Consider the following 19256-nt stretch of genomic DNA (forward strand, 5'->3'; position numbering starts at 1 on the left):
TAGCCGTGCTGCTGCGTGTGCGTGTCGATCATGAACTGCGCGAGCGCACGGTGCAGCCGCGCAATCTGTCCGCGCAGCATCGTGAAGCGTGCGCCGGACAGCTTCGCGCCGGTCTCGAAGTCGAGGCCGAGCGGCGTGCCCACATCCACGTGATCCTTCACTTCGAAATCGACCTGACGCGGCGTGCCCCAGCGGCGCGTTTCGACGTTGCCGGCCTCGTCCTTGCCCACCGGCACGCTTTCGTGCGGCAGGTTCGGCATGCCGAGCATCAGGTCGGACAGGCGCTTCTGGATGTCTTCGAGCTGCACGGCGGACGCCTTCATCTCGTCGCCAATGCCGCCCACCTCGGCCATCACCGCGGACGTGTCCTCGCCCCGGCCCTTCATTGCGCCGATCTGCTTCGACAGGCTGTTGCGGCGCGCCTGGAGTTCTTCGGTACGGGTCTGAACGGCGCGGCGTTCGGCTTCGAGCGCGGTGAAGGCCGCCACGTCGAGGGTATAGCCGCGGTCGGCGAGTCGCTTGGCGACGCCGTCGAGGTCTTTGCGCAGCAGCTGGATGTCGAGCATGGGATGGGGCAGGGAATCGTTGTATGAATCAGGGATTTTAGCGCACCGGCGTGGGCGGCCGGTGCATCGAATGATTGGCGGTGGCTCAGCTCTTCTTCGGCTTGTTCTCGCTGCGCCATTGCGCGTCGAGTTCGGCCAGACGCGCCAGTTTCTCGCTGATCTTGCCTTCGAGCCCACGCGGCGTGGGCTCGTACCAATGCGGCTCGCGCATGCCGTCCGGCAGATAGGTTTCGCCAGCCGCGTAGGCATCGGGCTCGTCGTGCGCATAACGGTATTCGTGACCGTAGCCCAGTTCCTTCATCAGCTTGGTGGGCGCGTTGCGCAGATGCACGGGCACGCCGCGCGACTGATCCTTGCTCACGAAGCGCCGGGCTTCGTTGTACGCCATGTAGCCCGCATTCGACTTGGGCGCCACCGCCAGATAGATGATGGCCTGCGCCAAGGCCAGCTCCCCCTCGGGCGTGCCGAGCCGCTCGTAGGTTTCGGCGGCGTCGAGCGCGATGCGGGCCGCACGTGGATCGGCAAGACCAATGTCCTCCCACGCCATGCGGACGATGCGACGGGCCAGATAGCGCGCGTCGGCGCCGCCGTCGAGCATGCGGCAGAACCAGTACAGCGCGCCGTCCGGATTGCTGCCGCGCACCGATTTATGCAGCGCGCTGATCTGATCATAGAACGCGTCACCGCCCTTGTCGAAGCGGCGCAGATTCTCGGCGAGCGCACTGCCAAGCAGCGTACCGTCGATCTCGGTGGTCTTCTGCTGGGCCGCCGCTCGCGCAACGATCTCCAGATTGTTGAGCAGCTTGCGGCCATCGCCGTCGGCCGAGCCGATCAGCGCGTCACGCGCTTCGTCCGTAAACGTGAGGCCGCCCAGTTCCTGCTGGGCGCGCTCCAGCAGCTCGCGTTGCTCATCGACATCGAGACTTTTCAGCACGTAAACCGCCGCCCGCGACAGCAATGCGCTATTCACCTCGAACGAGGGGTTCTCGGTCGTCGCGCCCACGAACACGAACAGACCGGATTCGACGTGCGGCAGGAATGCGTCCTGCTGACTCTTGTTGAAGCGATGCACTTCGTCGACGAACACCAGCGTCTGATGACCGTGCGCGCGGTGCACCTGCGCCGTCTCGACCGCTTCGCGGATATCCTTGACACCAGAAAGCACGGCCGAAAGCGCGATGAATTCCGCGTGAAACGCATTGGCCATGAGCCGCGCAAGCGTCGTCTTGCCGACACCGGGCGGCCCCCAGAGGATCATCGAATGGGCTTCGCCCGACTCGAACGCGACCCGCAAAGGCTTGTTCGGCCCAAGCAGATGCTTCTGGCCGATCACCTCGTCAATATTGCGGGGCCGCAGGCGTTCGGCAAGCGGGACGTTGGCACGGGTTTCTTCAAACATGATGTTTTGTGGATAATCTCGGCTTTCCGGGCATAGCTCGGCGGGTTGATGCCTGCGCGCACGACACGTGCCCGGGGACGCCAGCCAGCCGGCGCGCAGTCTGCGGCACGGTCCAGCATTATGACAGTGACCGGGCCGTTCCACGCCCAGCCACGCCAGCGTGCGGCAGACTGACAGAGCAACGAACAGCGACAACATTAGTCACGACATCAGCGACACAGACAGGGACGATAACCAGATGGCACAAGATCCACTCGCCGGCGACGCCGGTTCCACCTATGCCCCCCTCACCCCGGTGCCGGACGCCCGGCGCGCGTTCCGCACCGGTGACGCCTTCGCCCTGTGGTTCTCGCTCGGCATCGGCCTGCTGGTCGCGCAGGCGGGCGCGCTGCTGGTGCCGGGGCTGTCGCTGCCGCACGCGCTCGCCGCGATCGGCATTGGCAGTGTGATCGGCGTCGTGCTGCTGGCGCTGGCGGGTGTGATCGGCACGGACACCGGGCTCGCCGCCATGTCCTCGCTGCGCCCGACGCTCGGCGTGCGTGGCGCGTCCGTGCCGGCTGTGCTGAATGCCGTGCAACTGGTCGGCTGGGGCTCGTTCGAAGTCATCGTGATGCGCGACTCCGCCGACGCGCTCGCCAAACAGGCCTTCGGCCTCTCCATGCCGCTCGTCTGGACGATCATTTTCGGCCTGCTCGCCACCCTGCTGGCCATCAGCGGCCCGCTCTCGTTCGTGCGGCGCTTCCTGCGCACGTGGGGCATCTGGCTGCTGCTGGCCGGCGCGGCGTGGCTGTCGTGGAACCTGCTGGCCAAGCACGATCTGGCCGCCTTGATGCGTCGCCCCGGTACGGGTGAGATGTCGTTCGGCGGCGCGATTGACCTCGTGGTGGCCATGCCGCTGTCGTGGCTGCCGCTGATTGCCGATTACACGCGTTTTGGCCGCCGTGCCGGTGAGTCGTTCCGCGGCACGCTGCTCGGCTACGGCATCGCGAATATCTGGTTCTACGCGCTTGGCGCGATCTACGGCCTCGCCGCAGGCGGCGGCGACGCCCTGCTGACCGGCGCGCTGGCCCAGGCAGGTGGCGGCTTTGCGCTGCTGCTGATCCTGATCGACGAGGTGGACAACGCCTTCGCCGATATCCACTCGGCCGCCGTCTCGACCGGCACGTTCTGGACGCGCGCCACCGTACCGTTGCTGTCGGCGGCGTTCGGCGCGCTGTGCACCGCCATCGCACTGCTCGTGCCGATGGCGAAGTACCAGAACTTCCTGCTGCTGATCGGTTCCGTGTTCGCGCCGCTGTTCGGCGTGGTGCTCGTCGATCACTTCATCGTACGCAAACGCCGTATCGAGGCCGCCGCGCTCGCCGACCTGCAAGGCCGCTACGGTTTCTCGGGCGGCTGGCATCTCAGCGCTTTCATCGCCTGGGCGATCGGGATCGTCGCGTATCAGGTCATCAACGAATGGTTGCCGAACCTTGGCGCGACGCTGCCGGCACTCGCCATCGGCGCGCTCTGTTATCTCGCGCTGGTTACGACGCGCAAAGCCGCGTACGCCTGACGCAGCTTGATCGGCCCGCGCAATGCGGGCCGTTTGCATGACCCCCGAGGCGTGGCTCACTTTTCTCGAACCTCTGCCGAGCCCGCCATCGCCCCCTTCCCGACGAGATGTGGATTCGGCCTAGTGCTTTTGGCCGAGGCACGCTTTATTGCGAACCGGCCTTATGCTTGAAGTAGTTATCAAGCAGCACCAGCGTTTTCAAGATAGATCATCTCGTTTTATCCCAATCGTCGAAATGACCGACTGACCTACCTCGGAAACATGTTTTCACAGTTAGTTGTCGATTGACAACCAACCATAACTCACTTAACATGAGGGCATTGATGACTCGTGGAACTCACTCAAAGAAGGAAGTAGAAGATGCACTGGCCTATGCCGAATCATGCGGCTGGCGCGTCAAAAGTGGTGGCAAAGGGCACGCGTGGGGAAAGATGTATTGCCCATACAACGACAGCGAGTGTCGGTGCGGAGAATTCTGCATCACCAGTGTCTGGAGCACGCCTAAAAATCCTGGCAACCACGCCCGGCTGCTCAAACGGGTAGTTGAGAATTGCACGACTCATCGGCAAAAGCGCGCACTGCAAACGGTGCACGCCAAGATTGACCAGTAGGAGTAACGCATGGAATACGACTTCACCCTCAAATACCAGCTCGCCGCAGACGACTGCGATCTCGACGAGATCGTGGAACGCCTCGCCGAAGCGGGCTGCGACGACGCAACCATCGGTGTCGGCCAACCGGGCCGCATCGCGCTAGTCTTCGCCCGCGAAGGCACCAGCGCACTGCAGGCGCTGCTCAGCGCGCTCGAAAACGTGAAGCAAGCAGTGCCTACCGCACGCCTCGTCGAAGCTGCGCCCGACTTCGTGGGGCTGACCGACGTCGCCGACGTGGCCGGCGTGTCACGCCAGAACATGCGCAAGCTGATGCTCAGTCATGCCGCTGATTTTCCGATCCCAGTTCACGAAGGCAATCCGTCGGTCTGGCATCTGTCGGATGTTCTCACGTGGCTCACCACGCGCGGCGGCTATGACATCGAGCCGAACGTGCTGGAAGTTGCCCGTTCGGCCAAGCAGATCAATCTCGCCAAGGAGGCGCGTCAAATCGAACCGCTGGTTAAGCGGCAGCTCGAATATCTGGTCGCTTGAGCGGCGCTTAGAAGCGCGGGATGCAGGGTGATGGCGCGGTTCTGCTTCGGCGTTAGCCGATGTGTAGAGGTTAAATATGTGTCGAAGCGCGAGACTTTTAATTTGCTATCCTGATTAAATGGCCGACCCATTCGTTGGCCTAAAGCAGGCTTAGGTGGCAATTGCAGCGCAAGCCCGGCTCTCGCTGCGAGATTCACGTCACCGGGTTCGCGCCACGCAAGCTTCGCTGCGGGGTTGGTGAGACTCACGCCACGAGACTCACGTCACAAGTTTCTCGCCAAAAGCAACAGCGCAAATGAAACGGCACCCCAAACCGTTGGAAAACTATCCAACGCGTGGGGTGCCGCTCTTTTGGGTGCCGCTCAAACCTCGCAATACAAGCTCGACGCGGCGCGCCAGGCCGTGTCGAAAGCCGCTCAGCCGTTGATCACATCTGCACCCTTCGGCACCGTGAACTTGAACGCATCTGCCGGGAGGGACGGATTTTTCTGGATGTTCGAGAAGGTCAGCAAGGTCACGTTGCCGAACACGTCGTGCAGTTCCATCGCTTGCAGATTGCCGTCCTTGAAGCCAATGCCCACGCGCTGAAATTGCGTGTCCTTGGCCTTGGGGATCAGTTCGAGCCAGTCGATGCCGCCTTTCACACCGGCATCGTGCAGCGTGAAGTTCTTGTCCAGATCATTGCTGCCGAACAGGATGGCCGCAGGGCTCGCGCCCAGCGCACCGCCAAGTGCACGCTCGGTGACCTGGTTCAGGTCTTTGTCATAGACATACAGCTTGTCGCCATCAGCCTGCAAGATCTGTTGGTATGGCTTCTCGTACGACCAGATGAACTTGCCCGGTCGGGCGAACACGAACGTGCCGCTCGAAGTGGCATTCTTCGGCATGACCTGAGCGGCGTCGCTTGCACTTTGCGCCTTGCTAGGCGCGCGCACTTCCTGCTGCACGAAATCGCCACGCGCCGAATGCACCTGGGCGACAAACGCCTTCAACTGCTCAGTGCCGCTCGCGAACGCCTGTTGCGCGACCAGCAAGGACGCACCAATGGCGACGCTGCCGAGTCCGCGTGCCAGCGAGCGAACCAGTTGGCCGAGGCGGCCAGGATGGGCAGAATGCCCGGCGTATTGCTGCATATTCATTCTCCGTGGATTGAATCGGACCTGGAATGGGGTAAGGGGCTAAGCGTCACAAGCAAGTGACAAGCGGGTGACAAGCGGGTCACAGGCGCGTAACAGGCGGATGACAAGCGGCGGCGAACACGCCGCTTGCACAGCCGGGAATGCGGCCACGCACCCGGCACGGGCAACGCGCGAGCACGCCACGAGCAGCACACGCGCAGCCAATCAATCTGCTTCGCGCGCGGGCGTGAGAATCTCGCGATTGCCGTTCGACGACATCGCCGAGACCAGCCCCGATTGCTCCATTTGCTCGAGCAGACGGGCCGCGCGGTTATAGCCGATCCGCAGATGGCGCTGCACCAGCGAGATCGAGGCACGGCGGTTCTTGATCACCACTTCGACAGCCTGGTCGTACAGTGGGTCCGACTCGCCGCCACCCGCGCCGGTTCCTTCGGCGCCCGCAGAACCTTCGTCGCCGTCGCCCGTCACGCCGCCTTCGAGGATGCCCTCGATATAGTTCGGCTCGCCCTGCTCCCTGAGTTTTTCGACGACGCGGTGCACTTCCTCATCGGAGACAAACGCGCCATGCACGCGCACCGGCAAGCCACTACCGGGCGGCAGATACAGCATGTCGCCCATCCCGAGCAGCGATTCGGCGCCCTGCTGGTCGAGAATCGTACGCGAGTCGATTTTCGACGAAACCTGGAAGGCCATCCGCGTGGGCACGTTGGCCTTGATCAGCCCGGTGATCACATCCACGGACGGACGCTGCGTGGCCAAAATGAGGTGAATGCCGGCCGCGCGAGCCTTTTGCGCGATCCGCGCTATCAGCTCTTCGACCTTCTTGCCGACCACCATCATCAGGTCGGCCAGTTCGTCGATCACGACCACGATGTTGGGCAGGCGCGTGAGCGGCTCCGGATCGTCCGGCGTGAGGCTGAACGGATTCGGCAGCTTCTCTTCGCGCTTGGCGGCCTCGTCGATCTTGTTGTTGTATCCCGCCAGATTGCGCACGCCGACCTTGCTCATCAGCTTGTAGCGGCGCTCCATTTCGGCGACCGCCCAATTGAGCGCATGACCGGCCTGGCGCATGTCCGTGACGACCGGACACAGCAAATGCGGAATGCCTTCGTAGACGCTCATTTCGAGCATCTTCGGATCGATCAGGATCATGCGGACCTGCTCGGCGCTCGCCTTGTAGAGCAGCGAGAGGATCATCGCGTTGATCCCCACCGATTTGCCCGAACCGGTAGTACCGGCCACCAGCAGGTGAGGCATCTTGGCCAGATCCGCGCAGACCGGCTTGCCGCCGATGTCCTTGCCGAGGCCCATCGTCAGCGGCGAGGCGGCGTCGGCGTAGACCGCCGAGCCGAGAATTTCCGACAAACTCACGGTCTGCCGGCGCTGGTTTGGCAACTCCAGTGCCATGAAATTCTTGCCCGGAATCGTCTCGACCACGCGGATAGACACCAGCGACAGCGAGCGCGCCAGGTCCTTCGCCAGATTGACGATCTGGCTGCCCTTCACGCCGGTGGCCGGCTCGATCTCGTAGCGCGTCACGACCGGACCCGGATAGGCCGCCACCACGCTGACTTCGACCCCGAAATCCTTGAGCTTTTTCTCGATCAGCCGGGACGTGAATTCGAGCGTATCGGGAGAAATCGTTTCCTGCGCGGCGGGCGCCGGATCGAGCAGCGAAATGGGCGGCAGCGTGGAATCGCCCGGCAGATCGGTGAAAAGCGGCACCTGGCGCTCTTTCTCGACCCGTTCCGACTTGGCCGGCGTCACCACCGGCGGCACGATCATCACCGGTTCGTGTTCTTCGATGCGCACGCGGCCCTGCTCCACCTTGCCTTCGCGCTTGACGGCGGCGGCCTCGCCGAGCTTGCGGTCGCGCCCGGCTTCACGGCGCAGACGCGCAAACGTGACCGCCGAAATGATCGATTCACCGACCCGTTCCGCCACGGAGAGCCACGAAAAACGGAAATACAGCGACAGCCCGATGGCCAGCGCGATCAGCAGCGCCAGCGTGCCGCCCGTGAAGCCGAGCGCGTGCGACACGCCGCGCGCCACGCCTTCGCCGATCACGCCACCCGGCGCACGCGGCAATTGGACTTTCAGCGACCACATGCGCAGGGCTTCGATGCCGTCGCTCGATAGCAGCACGAGGATGAAGGCGAACGCTTCCGCGAGCCAGCTCGCGTCGCGCGGCTTGTCTTCGTCGACGGTCTCGTCGAGCGTGATGCGCCGGTAGTTGGCGGAGATGCGCCGGCCGAGCAGCACGACCCACCAGTAGGCGGACAGGCCAAACAGCAGCAGCATGATGTCGGAAGTCCAGGCGCCCACGCGCCCGGCCCAGTTGGCGATGTGATCCACCTGCGCGGCGTGGGTCCAGCTCGGATCGTGCCGGCTGTAGCTGACGAGCGCCATCAGCAGGAAGACGCCGAGCGCGACCTGCAGGATCCAGCGGATTTCGGTGAAAAGGCGCGACATGCGGTGCGGCAATGCCTGCGCGCTCGCGGAATAAGGAGCTTTTGCCATTGATCCTGTTGCGTGTACGGCTAAACGAGCACCCAATGAATGCGCCACCAAACTGGCGGCCTGAACGATCAGCCTGGTGAGCAGCCGCCAACAGCGGCTGAACGACCGGCCTGCTCAGCGCCCCTCAGAGGCGCTCGGTGACCCTTGGCGCCCCCGAACCGCGCTGATATCTCCTCGCGGCCGCCGGGTCGTTCGATCCGGGCTATTGTAAACGCAGTGTCGTACGCAAGGCTGTAAATGACAGTAACCGCCGCCCGTCCGGCGTAATTTTGTGCGCAGAACGCGACAACAGGCTATCGCGCCGATCATTAAGCTTCATGGAGCAGGCCGTCTCCCCGCCCTTTATAATGTCGGACTCATGCCCAAGTACGGTATCAGCTCAAGTCAAGTTGTTGTCGCGCGGCCTCGCCAAGGCGAGCCGGGCGCTTTTTACGGATCTCCATCATGCCCGCCACCACCAAGCACGCCAAAGTCCTGATCCTCGGTTCCGGCCCCGCAGGCTACACGGCCGCCGTCTACGCCGCCCGCGCCAATCTGAACCCGGTGCTGGTCACAGGTCTCGCCCAGGGCGGCCAGTTGATGACCACTACGGACGTGGAAAACTGGCCGGCGGACCCGAACGGCGTGCAAGGCCCGGAACTGATGGGGCGTTTCCTCGAACACGCGGAACGTTTCAACACCGAGATCATCTTCGACCACATCCATACGGCGAAGCTCAATGAAAAGCCGATTCGTCTGATCGGCGACTCGGGCGAGTACACCTGCGATTCGCTGATCATCTCGACCGGTGCGTCGGCGCAATACCTCGGCCTGCCGTCGGAAGAAGCGTTCATGGGCAAGGGCGTGTCGGCCTGCGCCACCTGCGACGGCTTCTTCTACAAGCAGCAGCACGTGGCCGTGATCGGCGGCGGCAACACCGCGGTGGAGGAAGCTCTCTACCTCGCCGGCATCGCGAAGAAGGTGACGGTGATCCATCGCCGCGACAAGTTCCGCGCCGAGCCGATCCTGATCGACCGTCTGCTGGCCAAGCAGAAGGAAGGCGTGGTCGACATCAAGTGGAACCACGTGCTCGACGAAGTGACGGGCGACCAGTCCGGCGTCACCGGCTTGCGCATCAAGAACACCAAGACCGGCGAGACGTCGAATCTCGAGTTGCAGGGCCTGTTCGTCGCGATCGGCCACAAGCCGAATACGGACATCTTCGAAGGTCAGCTGGAGATGAAGAACGGTTACATCATCACGAATGGTGGTCTGTCGGGCAACGCAACGGGCACGAGCGTGCCGGGCGTGTTCGCAGCAGGCGACGTGCAGGATCACGTGTACCGCCAGGCCATCACCAGCGCCGGTACCGGCTGTATGGCTGCACTGGACGCACAACGCTACCTCGAAACCATTGACGAAATGGTGGGCGAGCACGTGATGAGCGCCGAAGCCGAGCGTTAATCGGCGAACCGCGCGGCAAACGGCGCACCGGACTTCCGGGTCCACGCGCGGCTGCGTGGCAGATCCCGAGCGGCGTTTTATGCGGGGTCTGTGAAGCAGGGACGGTAAAATGGCGCACGGGCCTCGACCTTGGCGCTTAGCGCGCGTAGCGTCATGTAGAAAGGGCCGAGGCTGACAAGCTGACGGCCCTTTTTGCTTTTGGCGTTGCGTAGCTGCGCAAGTTTGAGAACCCCGACCCGCCCGACCGGAACACTGGTCACGCGGGCCAAGCCCTATTTCGAACGCCTGTCCAAACGCCTGTCTCTGACGTGCATCCCCGTTATGGCGAAGAATCTGCCCCATCCTAGCGAACCTAAACGTCCACGCGCGGCAGCCGTGAAGCCGACGCCCACGCCGGCCGCTCCTGCTCCGGTAGCGGTTGATCGCACCGCCGGACTCGCCGGTCTCGGCGCATTGCGGGCCGCGTTGAAAACCGACACCGAACGCCGCGAGCGGGAGCGCGTAGCAGCAGCGCAGGCGCAACGCGAAGCGTCAGCGGACGCCGATCTATTCCGGCGTGAGATCGGCGCGGTCGCGCCGCTCGTCGTGCCGCCGCGCGTCCCGCCGGCGCGCACGCCACCGTCGCCAGTGCCGACCCAAACCTGGCTCGATGAAGAAGCGGTGCTGCACGAAGCCATTTCCGACGAGTTCGATCCCGAGGTACTGCTCGAGACCGACGAGACGCTGTCCTACTGCCGCCCCGGCATCAGCCAGGAGGTGGTGCGCAAGCTGCGGCGAGGCGCGTGGATCGTGCAGGCGCAACTGGACCTGCACGGCATGCGCCGCGAAGAAGCGCGTGAAGCGCTCGCGGAGTTCATTCGCGAGTCGAGCAAGCGCGGCCTGCGCTGTCTGCGCGTGATCCATGGCAAAGGGCTCGGCTCGATCGGCAAGGAACCTGTGCTCAAAGGCAAGGTGCGCGCGTGGCTCGTGCAGAAATCCGAGGTCATTGCGTTTTGCCAGGCACGTTCGCACGACGGCGGCGCCGGTGCCGTGCTGGTGCTGTTGCAGCCCGGCGCGCAACCCGCTCATCCGAAAACCTGACGGTGCTCTTTTGATCCATCCGAGACTCACGCTCGCGCTCACCATCATGGAAGCGCTGGCCATCTTCGCCTATGCCATTTCCGGTTTTATCGAAGCGCGTACGCGCCGGCTCGATGCCGTCGGCACCTTCCTCGTCGCGATGGCCACCGCCTTTGGCGGCGGAACCGTGCGCGACGTGCTGCTCGAACGCCGGCCGTTTTACTGGGTTCAGCATCAGTTCTACGTGATCGCCATCTTCGTGATGGCGCTGTTTGCGCCGATGCTGCTCAAGATGACCTCGCGCCTGCTCTCCGAACGCGTGCTGCTGGTGGCGGATGCAGTCGGGCTGGGACTGTTCAGCATCTCCGGCACCTCGATGGCGCTCGACGCGCAGATGCCGTGGTTCACGGCGGTGATGATCGGCGTGCTGGCCGGTGTATTTGGCGGCGTGATCCGCGACGTGCTGTGCAACGAAGTGCCGCTCATATTGCGCGATTCGCGGCCCTATGCGACCTGCGCGTTTGTCGGATGCTGGCTGTATCTGCTGCTGGATTACTGCAACGTGGACACGATCTACAGCGTGCTGATTGCAACCGCCTTCATCCTGCTTGCGAGGTTGCTGACGTACAAATTCGACGTACGCCTTCCGCACTGAGCGAACGTTGCGCGTGCATCGAACCGCCGTAGAACAGGCGCCTGCTTGATGCACGCTTGATGCCGGCTTGATGCCCGCTTCAGAAAGTTTCCCCCTGCAACTCCGACGTCCGTTGCAAGCCCGTCACAGGCAAACCGGCGGCCTCACTCGTCACAGCGTGTAAACTGCTGTCTTTTTCGACTCTGGTTGTATGGTGCAAGTCCCCCAGCGCACGGCGCTCAGCGGCCCGGCGCTCATCCGCCTGCTGGCTCGCCTGACGGATCTCGACGTCCCCGAATCCAGCCAGTCGCTCTCCGACCGGCTCAGCCAGTGGCTCGGCTGGACCGATGCGATTGCGCTGTCCGCCGCGCTCGCCGGTTCGACGCCGGCCGTGAATGCCAGCGTGCGGGCCTCGGGTAGCGCAGAAGACAAAGAGTGCGTGCGCGTGCGTTCGTCATTGGCGAGCATGATCACCAGCGACCCCACGTTCGCACCCGCCAGGCAACGCCGGTTCGCACAGGCGCAACGCGAAACCGCGTTGGTGGAAACGACGTCTGACTATGCGGTGTTTCGCCAGCGCTATCTGTCCTTGCAGCAGAGCATGGAGACTGGCGTCGGTAATCTGCGCGGCCATCTGCGCACCCTGCTTGCAGCGAGGACACCGGCCTCGGCGCGGCTCGCGGTCGTGGATGCCGCGATGGAGCGCGCGTTGGGTCCACGTGAGCGTACCTTGCTCGCCGCCGTGCCCGAGTTGCTGGGTGGGCACTTCGAGCGTCTGCACCGGGCCGATCAGGCGGCACGGGCCAACGCCGAAGCTCAGGGGGAGACGGTCACGGCTACACCTGGCGGCGCATGGCTCGACGTGTTTCGCCACGACGCACGCAGTGTGCTGCTCGCCGAACTGGATGTTCGTTTTCAACCGGCCGAGGGCTTGCTCGCGGCCCTTCGCGCCAGCTAAGTAGGACACCATGTCCAGCAAAATTCTTCATATCGTTGTGTTTTTGGCGGGCCTTGCCGCCGTGTGCTGGATCGGCGCCGGATACGTGGGCTCGAATCCGCTGGCGCTGAGCGTCACGCTTCTGATTGGCGTCTGCTACCTGGCAGGCGCGCTCGAATTGCAGCGCTATGGCGAGGCAACCGCGACGCTGACTCGCGCGCTGGCCGGCCTGTCCGCCGTACCGTCCAGCTTCACGACATGGCTCGAATCCCTGCAACCGGGTTTGCGCAATCCGGTGCGTCTGCGCGTCGAGGGTGAGCGCGTGGCGCTGCCCGGACCCGCACTGACGCCGTATCTGGTCGGCCTGCTGGTGTTGCTGGGCATGCTGGGTACGCTGCTCGGTATGGTGGCAACCCTGCACGGCACAGGGATGGCGCTGGAAAGCGCAACGGATCTGCAGGCGATCCGCGACTCGCTCGCCGCGCCGGTGAAGGGGCTGGGTTTTGCGTTCGGCACGTCGATCGCGGGCGTGGCCACGTCGGCGATGCTGGGCCTGCTCTCCGCGCTGTGCCGGCGCGAGCGCCTTGCAGCCGCACAGGTACTCGATACGAAGATCGCCACGACGCTGCGCCGCTATTCGCAGGCGCATCAGCGTGAAGAAAGCCTGCGCGCGCTGCAACGTCAGGCCGACATGATGCCGACGCTGGTGGACCGCCTGCACACGATGATGGCCGCTATCGAACAGCAAAACCTGCGCTTGAGCGAGCATCAGGTGGCGAGTCAGGACGCGTTTCACAGCAAGACCGAAGCGGCTTATATGAGACTGGCCGCGTCCGTGGAACGATCGTTGAAGGCCAGCGTGGCCGAAAGCGCCCGCACCGCCGGCGCGGCACTGCAACCGGTGATGGAGGCCACGCTCGCCGGCCTCGCCCGCGAAACCAGTGCGATGCACGAGAGCGTCACGCACGCTGTGCAGCGTCAACTGGATGGCGTGTCAGGCGGTCTCACCGCCACCACGGCGACGGTGGCGGGTCTCTGGACCGAAGCGCTGGCCGGTCAGGAGCGCTCCAACGAAAAGCTGGTGGGCGATCTGCGCACTTCGCTGGAGCAGTTCACCGCCGCCTTTGAGCAGCGCTCGGCCGGTCTGGTGGACAGCGTCTCCACGCGTCTTGCCGTCACCACGGGAGATATGTCCGCGACCTGGCAACAGGCCGCCGCCGCTTTCGAGCAACGCTCGGCCGGCCTGGCGGACGACGTCTCCGCGCGTCTTGCCGCCACCACGGGTGATATGTCCGCGACGTGGCAACAAGCCGCCGCTACTTTCGAGCAACGCTCCGCCGGTCTGGTGGACGGAATCTCCACGCGTCTAGCCACCACCACGGGCGAAATGTCCGCAGCCTGGCAACAGGCGCTCGCGCAGCACGAAAGCGTCAACGAGAAACTGGTGGCGCGCAACCAGCAGGCCTTGACGGAAGCGTCCGCCACCTTCGCTCAGCACTCCGCGTCGCTGCTCGATGCGGTGAGCCAGTCGCACGCCACGCTGCAAACCGAATGGGCATCACGTGATGAACAACGACTCGCCGCCTGGCGCGAGACGCTCGCCACGATGGCCGCAAACTTGAACCAGCAATGGGAACAGACTGGCGCCCGCACCGCAGCCCAGCAGCAGGCTATCTGCGACACGCTGGAGCAGACCGCGAGCAACGTCTCGGCGCAAACCCAGGCGTACGCCAGCGAAACCATCGCGGAGATTGGACGGCTCGTGCAAGCCGCGTCCGAGGCGCCGAGGGCCGCCGCCGAAGTCGTCGCCGAACTGCGTCAGAAACTCTCCGACAGCATGGTCCGCGATACCGCGATGCTGGAAGAGCGCAGCCGTCTGCTGGCGACACTGGAAACCCTGCTCGACGCGGTCAATCATGCGTCCACCGAGCAGCGCACCGCAGTGGACGCGCTGGTCTCCACCTCCGCCGATCTATTGGATCGCGTGAGCACCCGCTTCACCGACAAGGTGGAAAGCGAAACCGGCAAGCTCGGCGCCATCGCCGCTCAGGTGACGGGCAGCGCCGTCGAAGTTGCGAGCCTCGGCGATGCGTTTGGCGCGGCCGTCCATTCGTTCGGCGCATCCAACGACAAACTGGTCGCGCATCTGACGCGTATCGAAGCGGCGCTCGACAAGTCCGTGGCCCGCAGCGACGAACAGTTGGCCTACTACGTCGCGCAGGCGCGGGAAGTCGTTGACCTGAGCGTGATGTCGCAGAAGCAGATCATCGAAGACCTGCAACAACTCGCCCGCCAGCGCGCAGTGACCGGAGCCGAGGCGGCATGAGCGATGAAATTGACGGCGGCGTCGAGACGACGGCGCCCATCTGGCCCGTGTTCGCCGATCTGATGTCGGTGCTGCTGGGAGCGTTCGTGCTGATTCTCGTCGGCGTGATCGGCGTGCAACTGGAACTGTCGAGCCGCCTCGACCACGAGGTCAAGCAGCGGCAGATCGAAGCGCAACGCCGCAAGACCCTGGAACAGGCGCTGGCGGCGCCGCTCGCAGCGGGTCGCGTGACGCTCGTCAACGGGCGCATTGGCATTAGCGGCAGTGTGCTGTTCGCGCTGAACTCCGATCAACTGCAACCGGCCGGCCGCGACTTGCTGAAAAGTCTCGCCGGACCGCTGTCCGAGTATCTGAAGGCACGTGACGAAATCCTGATGGTGAGCGGCTTCACCGACGACCGCCAGGTGCGCGACGGCAACCATCGTTTCGCCGACAACTGGGAATTGTCCGCGCAACGTGCGCTGACGGTCACGCGCGCGTTGATCGACGACGGTGTGCCCGCCGCTTCGGTGTTTGCGGCCGCGTTTGGCTCCGGTCAACCGGTGAGCGCGAACACCGACGACGCCGGCCGCGCGAAAAACCGGCGTGTCGAAATCGCCGCCATGCCGAGACCGTCGAGCGCGGCAGGCAAATCCTCTACGGGTGACGGCTCGTGATGAGCGAGGCAACGGACACGAACGGCACCACGCGAGTCCAGCCTTTGCTCGACACATGGCGCGAGCAGGGCCGAGACGCATTCGACCCGGTGCGTTTTCATTTCATGGCCGCGCTTGCGCGGCGGGCAGTGGCGCTAGGCGGTGACGCGCGGCGTCTGCTGGAAGAGAAGCTGAACGTGCTCGTCGAGGCGTACGCGGCAGATCTTGCCAAAACCGAATCCACACCCGACGAGCCGCAAGACGAGCCACGTAACGAGCCGACTCGCAGTCCACTCTCAGCGCTGAACGAGTACGTTGCCACTAGCCACACCGCGAGCGCCCAGAGCGACAACGAGAACCCATCGCCGCAACCCCGCACCTATCCCGAACTCGACACGCTCGATTACTTCCGCGAAGTCTGGTCCAGGGTACGCACGCACAAGCAGTTGCGCGAATCGTTTGAACAGGTGCCGGGCAATGCCGGCCCGCTGAATTCGAGCAGCCTCGTGCATCGCTCGCTGTCGTTGATGCGCGAATTGTCGCCGGGCTATCTGCAGCAGTTTCTGTCGTACGTCGAAGCCTTGTCATGGATGGAGCAGATGACGGGCGACGGCATCACAGCGGACAAGGACGCACCTCGTACAGCAGGCGCCAGCAACAGCGCGAACGCCAGCAACAGCGCGAACGCCAGCAACAGCACCACCAAAACCGCTGCCGCAAAGAAAACCCCTCGCGGCAAAGCCCGCTAGCAGCGCACAGACAGAACACCGCGTAGAACACAGCAAAAAGCCCCATGCGTCTCACGACACACGGGGCTTTTTTCCTTGCTTCTGCTTTCGCTTCGCTCACCTACCGCGACGAAATCCTCAAGCAATCCGTTCTTCGTTGGACGGATCGAACAGCACCGCCTTCGACACGTCGAACAGCAACGTCATGTTGTTGAGCGGCTGCGGATTCGATGCCGGGTGCACGCGGCTCACCACGCGCTTGCCGTTGACCTGTGCGAACACCAGCGTATCCGGACCGGTCGGCTCGATCACGTCGACCTTCACTTCGATCGGCTGCAATTGCGCATCTTCGACGTTGTGCGCGCTGCGAGCGTCCGTGATGCGTTCCGGGCGCAGACCCAGAATCACGTCCTTGCCCACATGGCCCTTCACCTTCGCCGAGTTGAACGGCAGATTCAGCACGCTGCGCTTGATGCCGGTATCGATCTCGACACCCACGCCCGCGCCCTGCTCCACCAGCTTGCCTTGGATGAAGTTCATCGGCGGCGCGCCGATGAAGCCCGCCACGAACAGGTTCGATGGCGAATCATAGATGTCCTGCGGTGCGCCAAACTGTTGCACCACGCCGTCCTTCATCACCGCGATACGATCGCCCAGCGTCATTGCTTCGATCTGATCGTGCGTCACGTAGACGATCGTCGTGCCGAGGCGTTGATGCAGCAGCTTGATTTCCGAACGCATTTCGATCCGCAGCTTCGCGTCCAGGTTCGACAGCGGCTCGTCGAACAGGAACATCACCGGATCGCGTGCGAGCGCACGGCCCATTGCCACGCGCTGGCGCTGACCGCCGGACAGTTGTCCCGGCTTGCGATCCAGCAGGTGCTGGATCTGCAGCATGCTGGAGACGCGATCCACGATCTGCGCCTGCTCCTGCTTCGGCACCTTGCGGATGCCAAGGCCGAACGAAATGTTGTCGCGCACCGTCATGGACGGATACAGCGCGTACGACTGGAACACCATTGCGATATCGCGATCTTTCGGCGACAGGTTGTTCACCGTCTTGCCGTCGATCTGGATCTCACCCTTCGTTACGGTCTCAAGACCGGCAATCATGTTGAGCAGCGTCGACTTACCGCAGCCCGAGCCGCCCACCAGAATCAGGAACTGGCCGTCTTCGATGTCGATGTTGACACCCTTCAGGACCGGCACCCCGTTCGGGTAGGTCTTGTACACGTCACGGATGGAAAGGCTTGCCATGCTGTGAATCCTCTTGTCTCTGATACAGCTTCAGGTGCGTCGCGCGAGGCGGCGCAGGCCGGATGCCGGTTCGCGCCGCAGCCGCCATGTATGCGGCACGCTGCGGCAATCGTTTTGGGTTAGCCCTTCACTGCGCCTGCCGTCAGGCCGCGCACGAAGTAACGGCCGGCGATGATGTAGACGAGCAACGTAGGCAGCGCGGCGATGATGGCCCCTGCCATGTCGACGTTGTATTCCTTCACACCAGTCGACGTATTCACCAGGTTGTTCAGCGCCACCGTGATCGGCATCGAATCGACACCCGAGAACACGATACCGAACAGGAAGTCATTCCAGATCTGCGTGAATTGCCAGATCAGGCAAACCATGAAGATCGGCAACGACACCGGCAGCAGGATCTTCGAGAAGATCAGGAAGAAGCCTGCGCCGTCGATGCGCGCCGCCTTCACCAGTTCAGCCGGAATGCTGACGTAGAAGTTGCGGAAGAACATCGTCGTGAACGCGATACCGTACACCACGTGCACCAGCACCAGCCCGGCCACCGTGTTCGACAGGCCCATCGCCCCTTCGAAACGCGCCATCGGCAACAGGATGGCCTGGAAGGGGATGAAACAGCCCACCAGCAACATCGTGAAGAGGATGTCCGCGCCACGGAAGCGCCAGTGCGTGAGCACATAGCCGTTGAACGCGCCGATGATCGACGAGAGCAGCACGGCCGGAATCACCATGCGCACGGAGTTCATGAAGAACGGCTCCATGCCGTCACAACGCACACCCGTACACGCCTGGCTCCATGCCTTGATCCACGGCGCGAAGGTGGGGTGCGACGGCGGCGTGAGCAGGTTGCCGGTACGCAGTTGATCAATGTCCTTGAACGACGTGGACAGCATCACGTACAGCGGGAACAGGAAGTACAACGCAAACAGAATCAGCGCCGCATAAATGACGGCACGGCTGATCGTCATCTTAGGCTGCATTACGCGTGCTCCTCGATTCCATATACATCAGCGGCACGAGCACGGCCACGACGGTTGCGAGCATCATCATCGACGATGCAGCGCCGACGCCCAATTGCCCGCGGTTAAACGAAAACGTGTACATGAACATCGCGGGCAGCGACGACGAAGTACCCGGGCCACCCGCCGTCAATGCGACGACGAGGTCGAAGGTCTTGATCGTGATGTGGCAGAGAATCAGCAGCACGGAGAAAAACACCGGGCGCATGCTCGGAATCACGATCTTGCGGTAGATGGTCGGCAAGGTCGCGCCGTCCACCTGTGCCGCCTTGAAAATTTCCGCATCCACGCCGCGCAGACCGGCGAGGAACAGGGCCATCACGAAACCGGTGGACTGCCATACGGCCGCGATCACGATACAGAAGATGGCACGGTCCGGATTGTCCAGCCAGTCGAACTGGAAGCTCGTCCAGCCCCAGTCATGCAGCACCTTTTGCATGCCGAGATTGGGGTTGAGAATCCATTGCCATGCCGTGCCGGTCACGATGAACGACAGCGCCATCGGATACAGGAACACCGCGCGCAACGCACCTTCGTTGCGGATACGCTGGTCGAGCAGGATGGCGAGGAACAGACCGAGCCCCACGCAGATGGCGATGAACGGAATGCCGAACCAGCCAAGGTTCGCAGCCGAGGTCCACCAGACGTCGTTATCGAACAACTCCCGATAACGGTCCAGACCCACGAATTCGTAGCGCGGCATCAATCGCGAATTCGACAGCGACAGATAGCCGGTGATAACAATGAAGCCGTACACGAACACAATGCTGATCGCGATGCTGGGAGCAAGCACCAGCTTCGGAATCCAGCGGTCGGCGAGCGCCGCCATTGGCGACGTGCGGCGGGTCACGGCGGCCGTGGATTTCCCGTTTCCGCTAAGAGAAGCAGTCACTACAT

16 protein-coding genes and 1 pseudogene are annotated in these 19256 nt (G+C 63.4%); 10 read left to right on the top strand and 7 right to left on the bottom strand.

Features of this window, described 5'->3' with window-relative positions; translation table 11 throughout:
* Together D0B32_RS17850 and D0B32_RS17855 are read right to left on the bottom strand one after the other, a co-directional pair.
* Positions 1–566 (bottom strand): annotated as a pseudogene (locus D0B32_RS17850) (serine--tRNA ligase); the annotation flags it as partial.
* An 85-nt stretch (positions 567–651) separates the two neighbouring features.
* Complete coding sequence (locus tag D0B32_RS17855; RefSeq protein WP_117335426.1) at positions 652–1965, bottom strand: replication-associated recombination protein A; 1314 nt, start codon at positions 1963–1965, stop codon at positions 652–654.
* 238 nt (positions 1966–2203) lie between these two features.
* Between D0B32_RS17855 and cytX the strand changes: the two genes are divergently transcribed.
* From cytX to D0B32_RS17870, 3 genes are all read left to right on the top strand, one after another.
* Positions 2204–3520, top strand: a complete 1317-nt coding sequence (gene cytX, locus D0B32_RS17860) for a putative hydroxymethylpyrimidine transporter CytX (protein ID WP_117335428.1) — start codon at positions 2204–2206, stop codon at positions 3518–3520.
* A 323-nt stretch (positions 3521–3843) separates the two neighbouring features.
* Entirely contained in the window at positions 3844–4131 is a 288-nt protein-coding gene (locus tag D0B32_RS17865) for a hypothetical protein (RefSeq protein WP_117335430.1), read from the top strand.
* Positions 4132–4140: 9 nt separating this feature from the next.
* Positions 4141–4665 carry an AlpA family transcriptional regulator gene (locus D0B32_RS17870; protein ID WP_117335432.1) on the top strand — a complete coding sequence of 175 codons (525 nt, stop codon included), beginning with the start codon at positions 4141–4143 and terminating at the stop codon, positions 4663–4665.
* A gap of 416 nt (positions 4666–5081) precedes the next feature.
* Here D0B32_RS17870 and lolA read toward each other — a convergent pair whose 3' ends face one another.
* Together lolA and D0B32_RS17880 are read right to left on the bottom strand one after the other, a co-directional pair.
* Positions 5082–5798, bottom strand: a complete 717-nt coding sequence (gene lolA, locus D0B32_RS17875; RefSeq protein WP_259295045.1) for an outer membrane lipoprotein chaperone LolA — start codon at positions 5796–5798, stop codon at positions 5082–5084.
* 210 nt (positions 5799–6008) lie between these two features.
* Positions 6009–8324: a DNA translocase FtsK gene (locus D0B32_RS17880; protein ID WP_117335436.1), complete on the bottom strand. Its 2316-nt coding sequence runs from the start codon at positions 8322–8324 to the stop codon at positions 6009–6011.
* 444 nt (positions 8325–8768) lie between these two features.
* Here D0B32_RS17880 and trxB point away from each other — a divergent pair, with 444 nt between their 5' ends.
* The 7 genes from trxB to D0B32_RS17915 all read left to right on the top strand — a co-directional run bounded on the left by trxB (position 8769) and on the right by D0B32_RS17915 (position 16107).
* A complete protein-coding gene (gene trxB, locus D0B32_RS17885; protein WP_117335438.1) occupies positions 8769–9767 on the top strand; it encodes a thioredoxin-disulfide reductase in 999 nt (332 codons plus the stop codon).
* Between the two features lie 321 nt (positions 9768–10088).
* Positions 10089–10847 carry a Smr/MutS family protein gene (locus D0B32_RS17890; protein WP_117335440.1) on the top strand — a complete coding sequence of 253 codons (759 nt, stop codon included), beginning with the start codon at positions 10089–10091 and terminating at the stop codon, positions 10845–10847.
* 13 nt (positions 10848–10860) lie between these two features.
* On the top strand, positions 10861–11481 hold the full coding sequence (locus D0B32_RS17895) for a trimeric intracellular cation channel family protein (RefSeq protein WP_117335730.1): 621 nt from the start codon (positions 10861–10863) through the stop codon (positions 11479–11481).
* A 190-nt stretch (positions 11482–11671) separates the two neighbouring features.
* Positions 11672–12418: a DUF3348 domain-containing protein gene (locus D0B32_RS17900; RefSeq protein WP_117335442.1), complete on the top strand. Its 747-nt coding sequence runs from the start codon at positions 11672–11674 to the stop codon at positions 12416–12418.
* Positions 12419–12428: 10 nt separating this feature from the next.
* Entirely contained in the window at positions 12429–14723 is a 2295-nt protein-coding gene (locus D0B32_RS17905) for a DUF802 domain-containing protein (protein ID WP_117335444.1), read from the top strand.
* On the top strand, positions 14720–15379 hold the full coding sequence (locus tag D0B32_RS17910) for an OmpA family protein (protein ID WP_117335446.1): 660 nt from the start codon (positions 14720–14722) through the stop codon (positions 15377–15379). The genes D0B32_RS17905 and D0B32_RS17910 overlap by 4 nt, the downstream gene beginning before the upstream one ends.
* Positions 15379–16107 (top strand): DUF2894 domain-containing protein, encoded by a 729-nt coding sequence (locus tag D0B32_RS17915; RefSeq protein WP_117335448.1) that lies wholly within the window; start codon positions 15379–15381, stop codon positions 16105–16107. The genes D0B32_RS17910 and D0B32_RS17915 overlap by 1 nt, the downstream gene beginning before the upstream one ends.
* 117 nt (positions 16108–16224) lie before the next feature.
* On the opposite strand, the gene D0B32_RS17920 is transcribed toward D0B32_RS17915, so the two are convergent.
* The 3 genes from D0B32_RS17920 to D0B32_RS17930 all read right to left on the bottom strand — a co-directional run bounded on the left by D0B32_RS17920 (position 16225) and on the right by D0B32_RS17930 (position 19251).
* Positions 16225–17343 carry an ABC transporter ATP-binding protein gene (locus tag D0B32_RS17920; RefSeq protein WP_117335450.1) on the bottom strand — a complete coding sequence of 373 codons (1119 nt, stop codon included), beginning with the start codon at positions 17341–17343 and terminating at the stop codon, positions 16225–16227.
* Positions 17344–17462: 119 nt separating this feature from the next.
* Entirely contained in the window at positions 17463–18320 is an 858-nt protein-coding gene (locus D0B32_RS17925; protein WP_181969843.1) for a carbohydrate ABC transporter permease, read from the bottom strand.
* On the bottom strand, positions 18310–19251 hold the full coding sequence (locus D0B32_RS17930; protein ID WP_117335454.1) for a carbohydrate ABC transporter permease: 942 nt from the start codon (positions 19249–19251) through the stop codon (positions 18310–18312). Before D0B32_RS17930 ends, D0B32_RS17925 begins: the two co-directional genes overlap by 11 nt.
* Between the last annotated feature and the right edge of the window lie 5 nt (positions 19252–19256).

The organism is Paraburkholderia sp. DHOC27 (assembly GCF_003429005.1).
In the GTDB taxonomy this organism is placed as follows: Bacteria; Pseudomonadota; Gammaproteobacteria; order Burkholderiales; family Burkholderiaceae; genus Paraburkholderia.

Excerpts from the sequence above, each read along its gene's own strand:
- trxB (WP_117335438.1), top strand. The coding sequence starts at position 8,769 with ATGCCCGCCACCACCAAGCACGCCAAAGTCCTGATCCTCGGTTCCGGC.
- D0B32_RS17925 (WP_181969843.1), bottom strand. The coding sequence starts at position 18,320 with ATGCAGCCTAAGATGACGATCAGCCGTGCCGTCATTTATGCGGCGCTG.
- D0B32_RS17915 (WP_117335448.1), top strand. The coding sequence starts at position 15,379 with ATGAGCGAGGCAACGGACACGAACGGCACCACGCGAGTCCAGCCTTTG.
- D0B32_RS17865 (WP_117335430.1), top strand. The coding sequence starts at position 3,844 with ATGACTCGTGGAACTCACTCAAAGAAGGAAGTAGAAGATGCACTGGCC.
- D0B32_RS17905 (WP_117335444.1), top strand. The coding sequence starts at position 12,429 with ATGTCCAGCAAAATTCTTCATATCGTTGTGTTTTTGGCGGGCCTTGCC.
- D0B32_RS17870 (WP_117335432.1), top strand. The coding sequence starts at position 4,141 with ATGGAATACGACTTCACCCTCAAATACCAGCTCGCCGCAGACGACTGC.
- D0B32_RS17910 (WP_117335446.1), top strand. The coding sequence starts at position 14,720 with ATGAGCGATGAAATTGACGGCGGCGTCGAGACGACGGCGCCCATCTGG.
- cytX (WP_117335428.1), top strand. The coding sequence starts at position 2,204 with ATGGCACAAGATCCACTCGCCGGCGACGCCGGTTCCACCTATGCCCCC.
- D0B32_RS17920 (WP_117335450.1), bottom strand. The coding sequence starts at position 17,343 with ATGGCAAGCCTTTCCATCCGTGACGTGTACAAGACCTACCCGAACGGG.
- D0B32_RS17880 (WP_117335436.1), bottom strand. The coding sequence starts at position 8,324 with ATGGCAAAAGCTCCTTATTCCGCGAGCGCGCAGGCATTGCCGCACCGC.
- lolA (WP_259295045.1), bottom strand. The coding sequence starts at position 5,798 with ATGCAGCAATACGCCGGGCATTCTGCCCATCCTGGCCGCCTCGGCCAA.
- D0B32_RS17855 (WP_117335426.1), bottom strand. The coding sequence starts at position 1,965 with ATGTTTGAAGAAACCCGTGCCAACGTCCCGCTTGCCGAACGCCTGCGG.
- D0B32_RS17900 (WP_117335442.1), top strand. The coding sequence starts at position 11,672 with ATGGTGCAAGTCCCCCAGCGCACGGCGCTCAGCGGCCCGGCGCTCATC.
- D0B32_RS17890 (WP_117335440.1), top strand. The coding sequence starts at position 10,089 with ATGGCGAAGAATCTGCCCCATCCTAGCGAACCTAAACGTCCACGCGCG.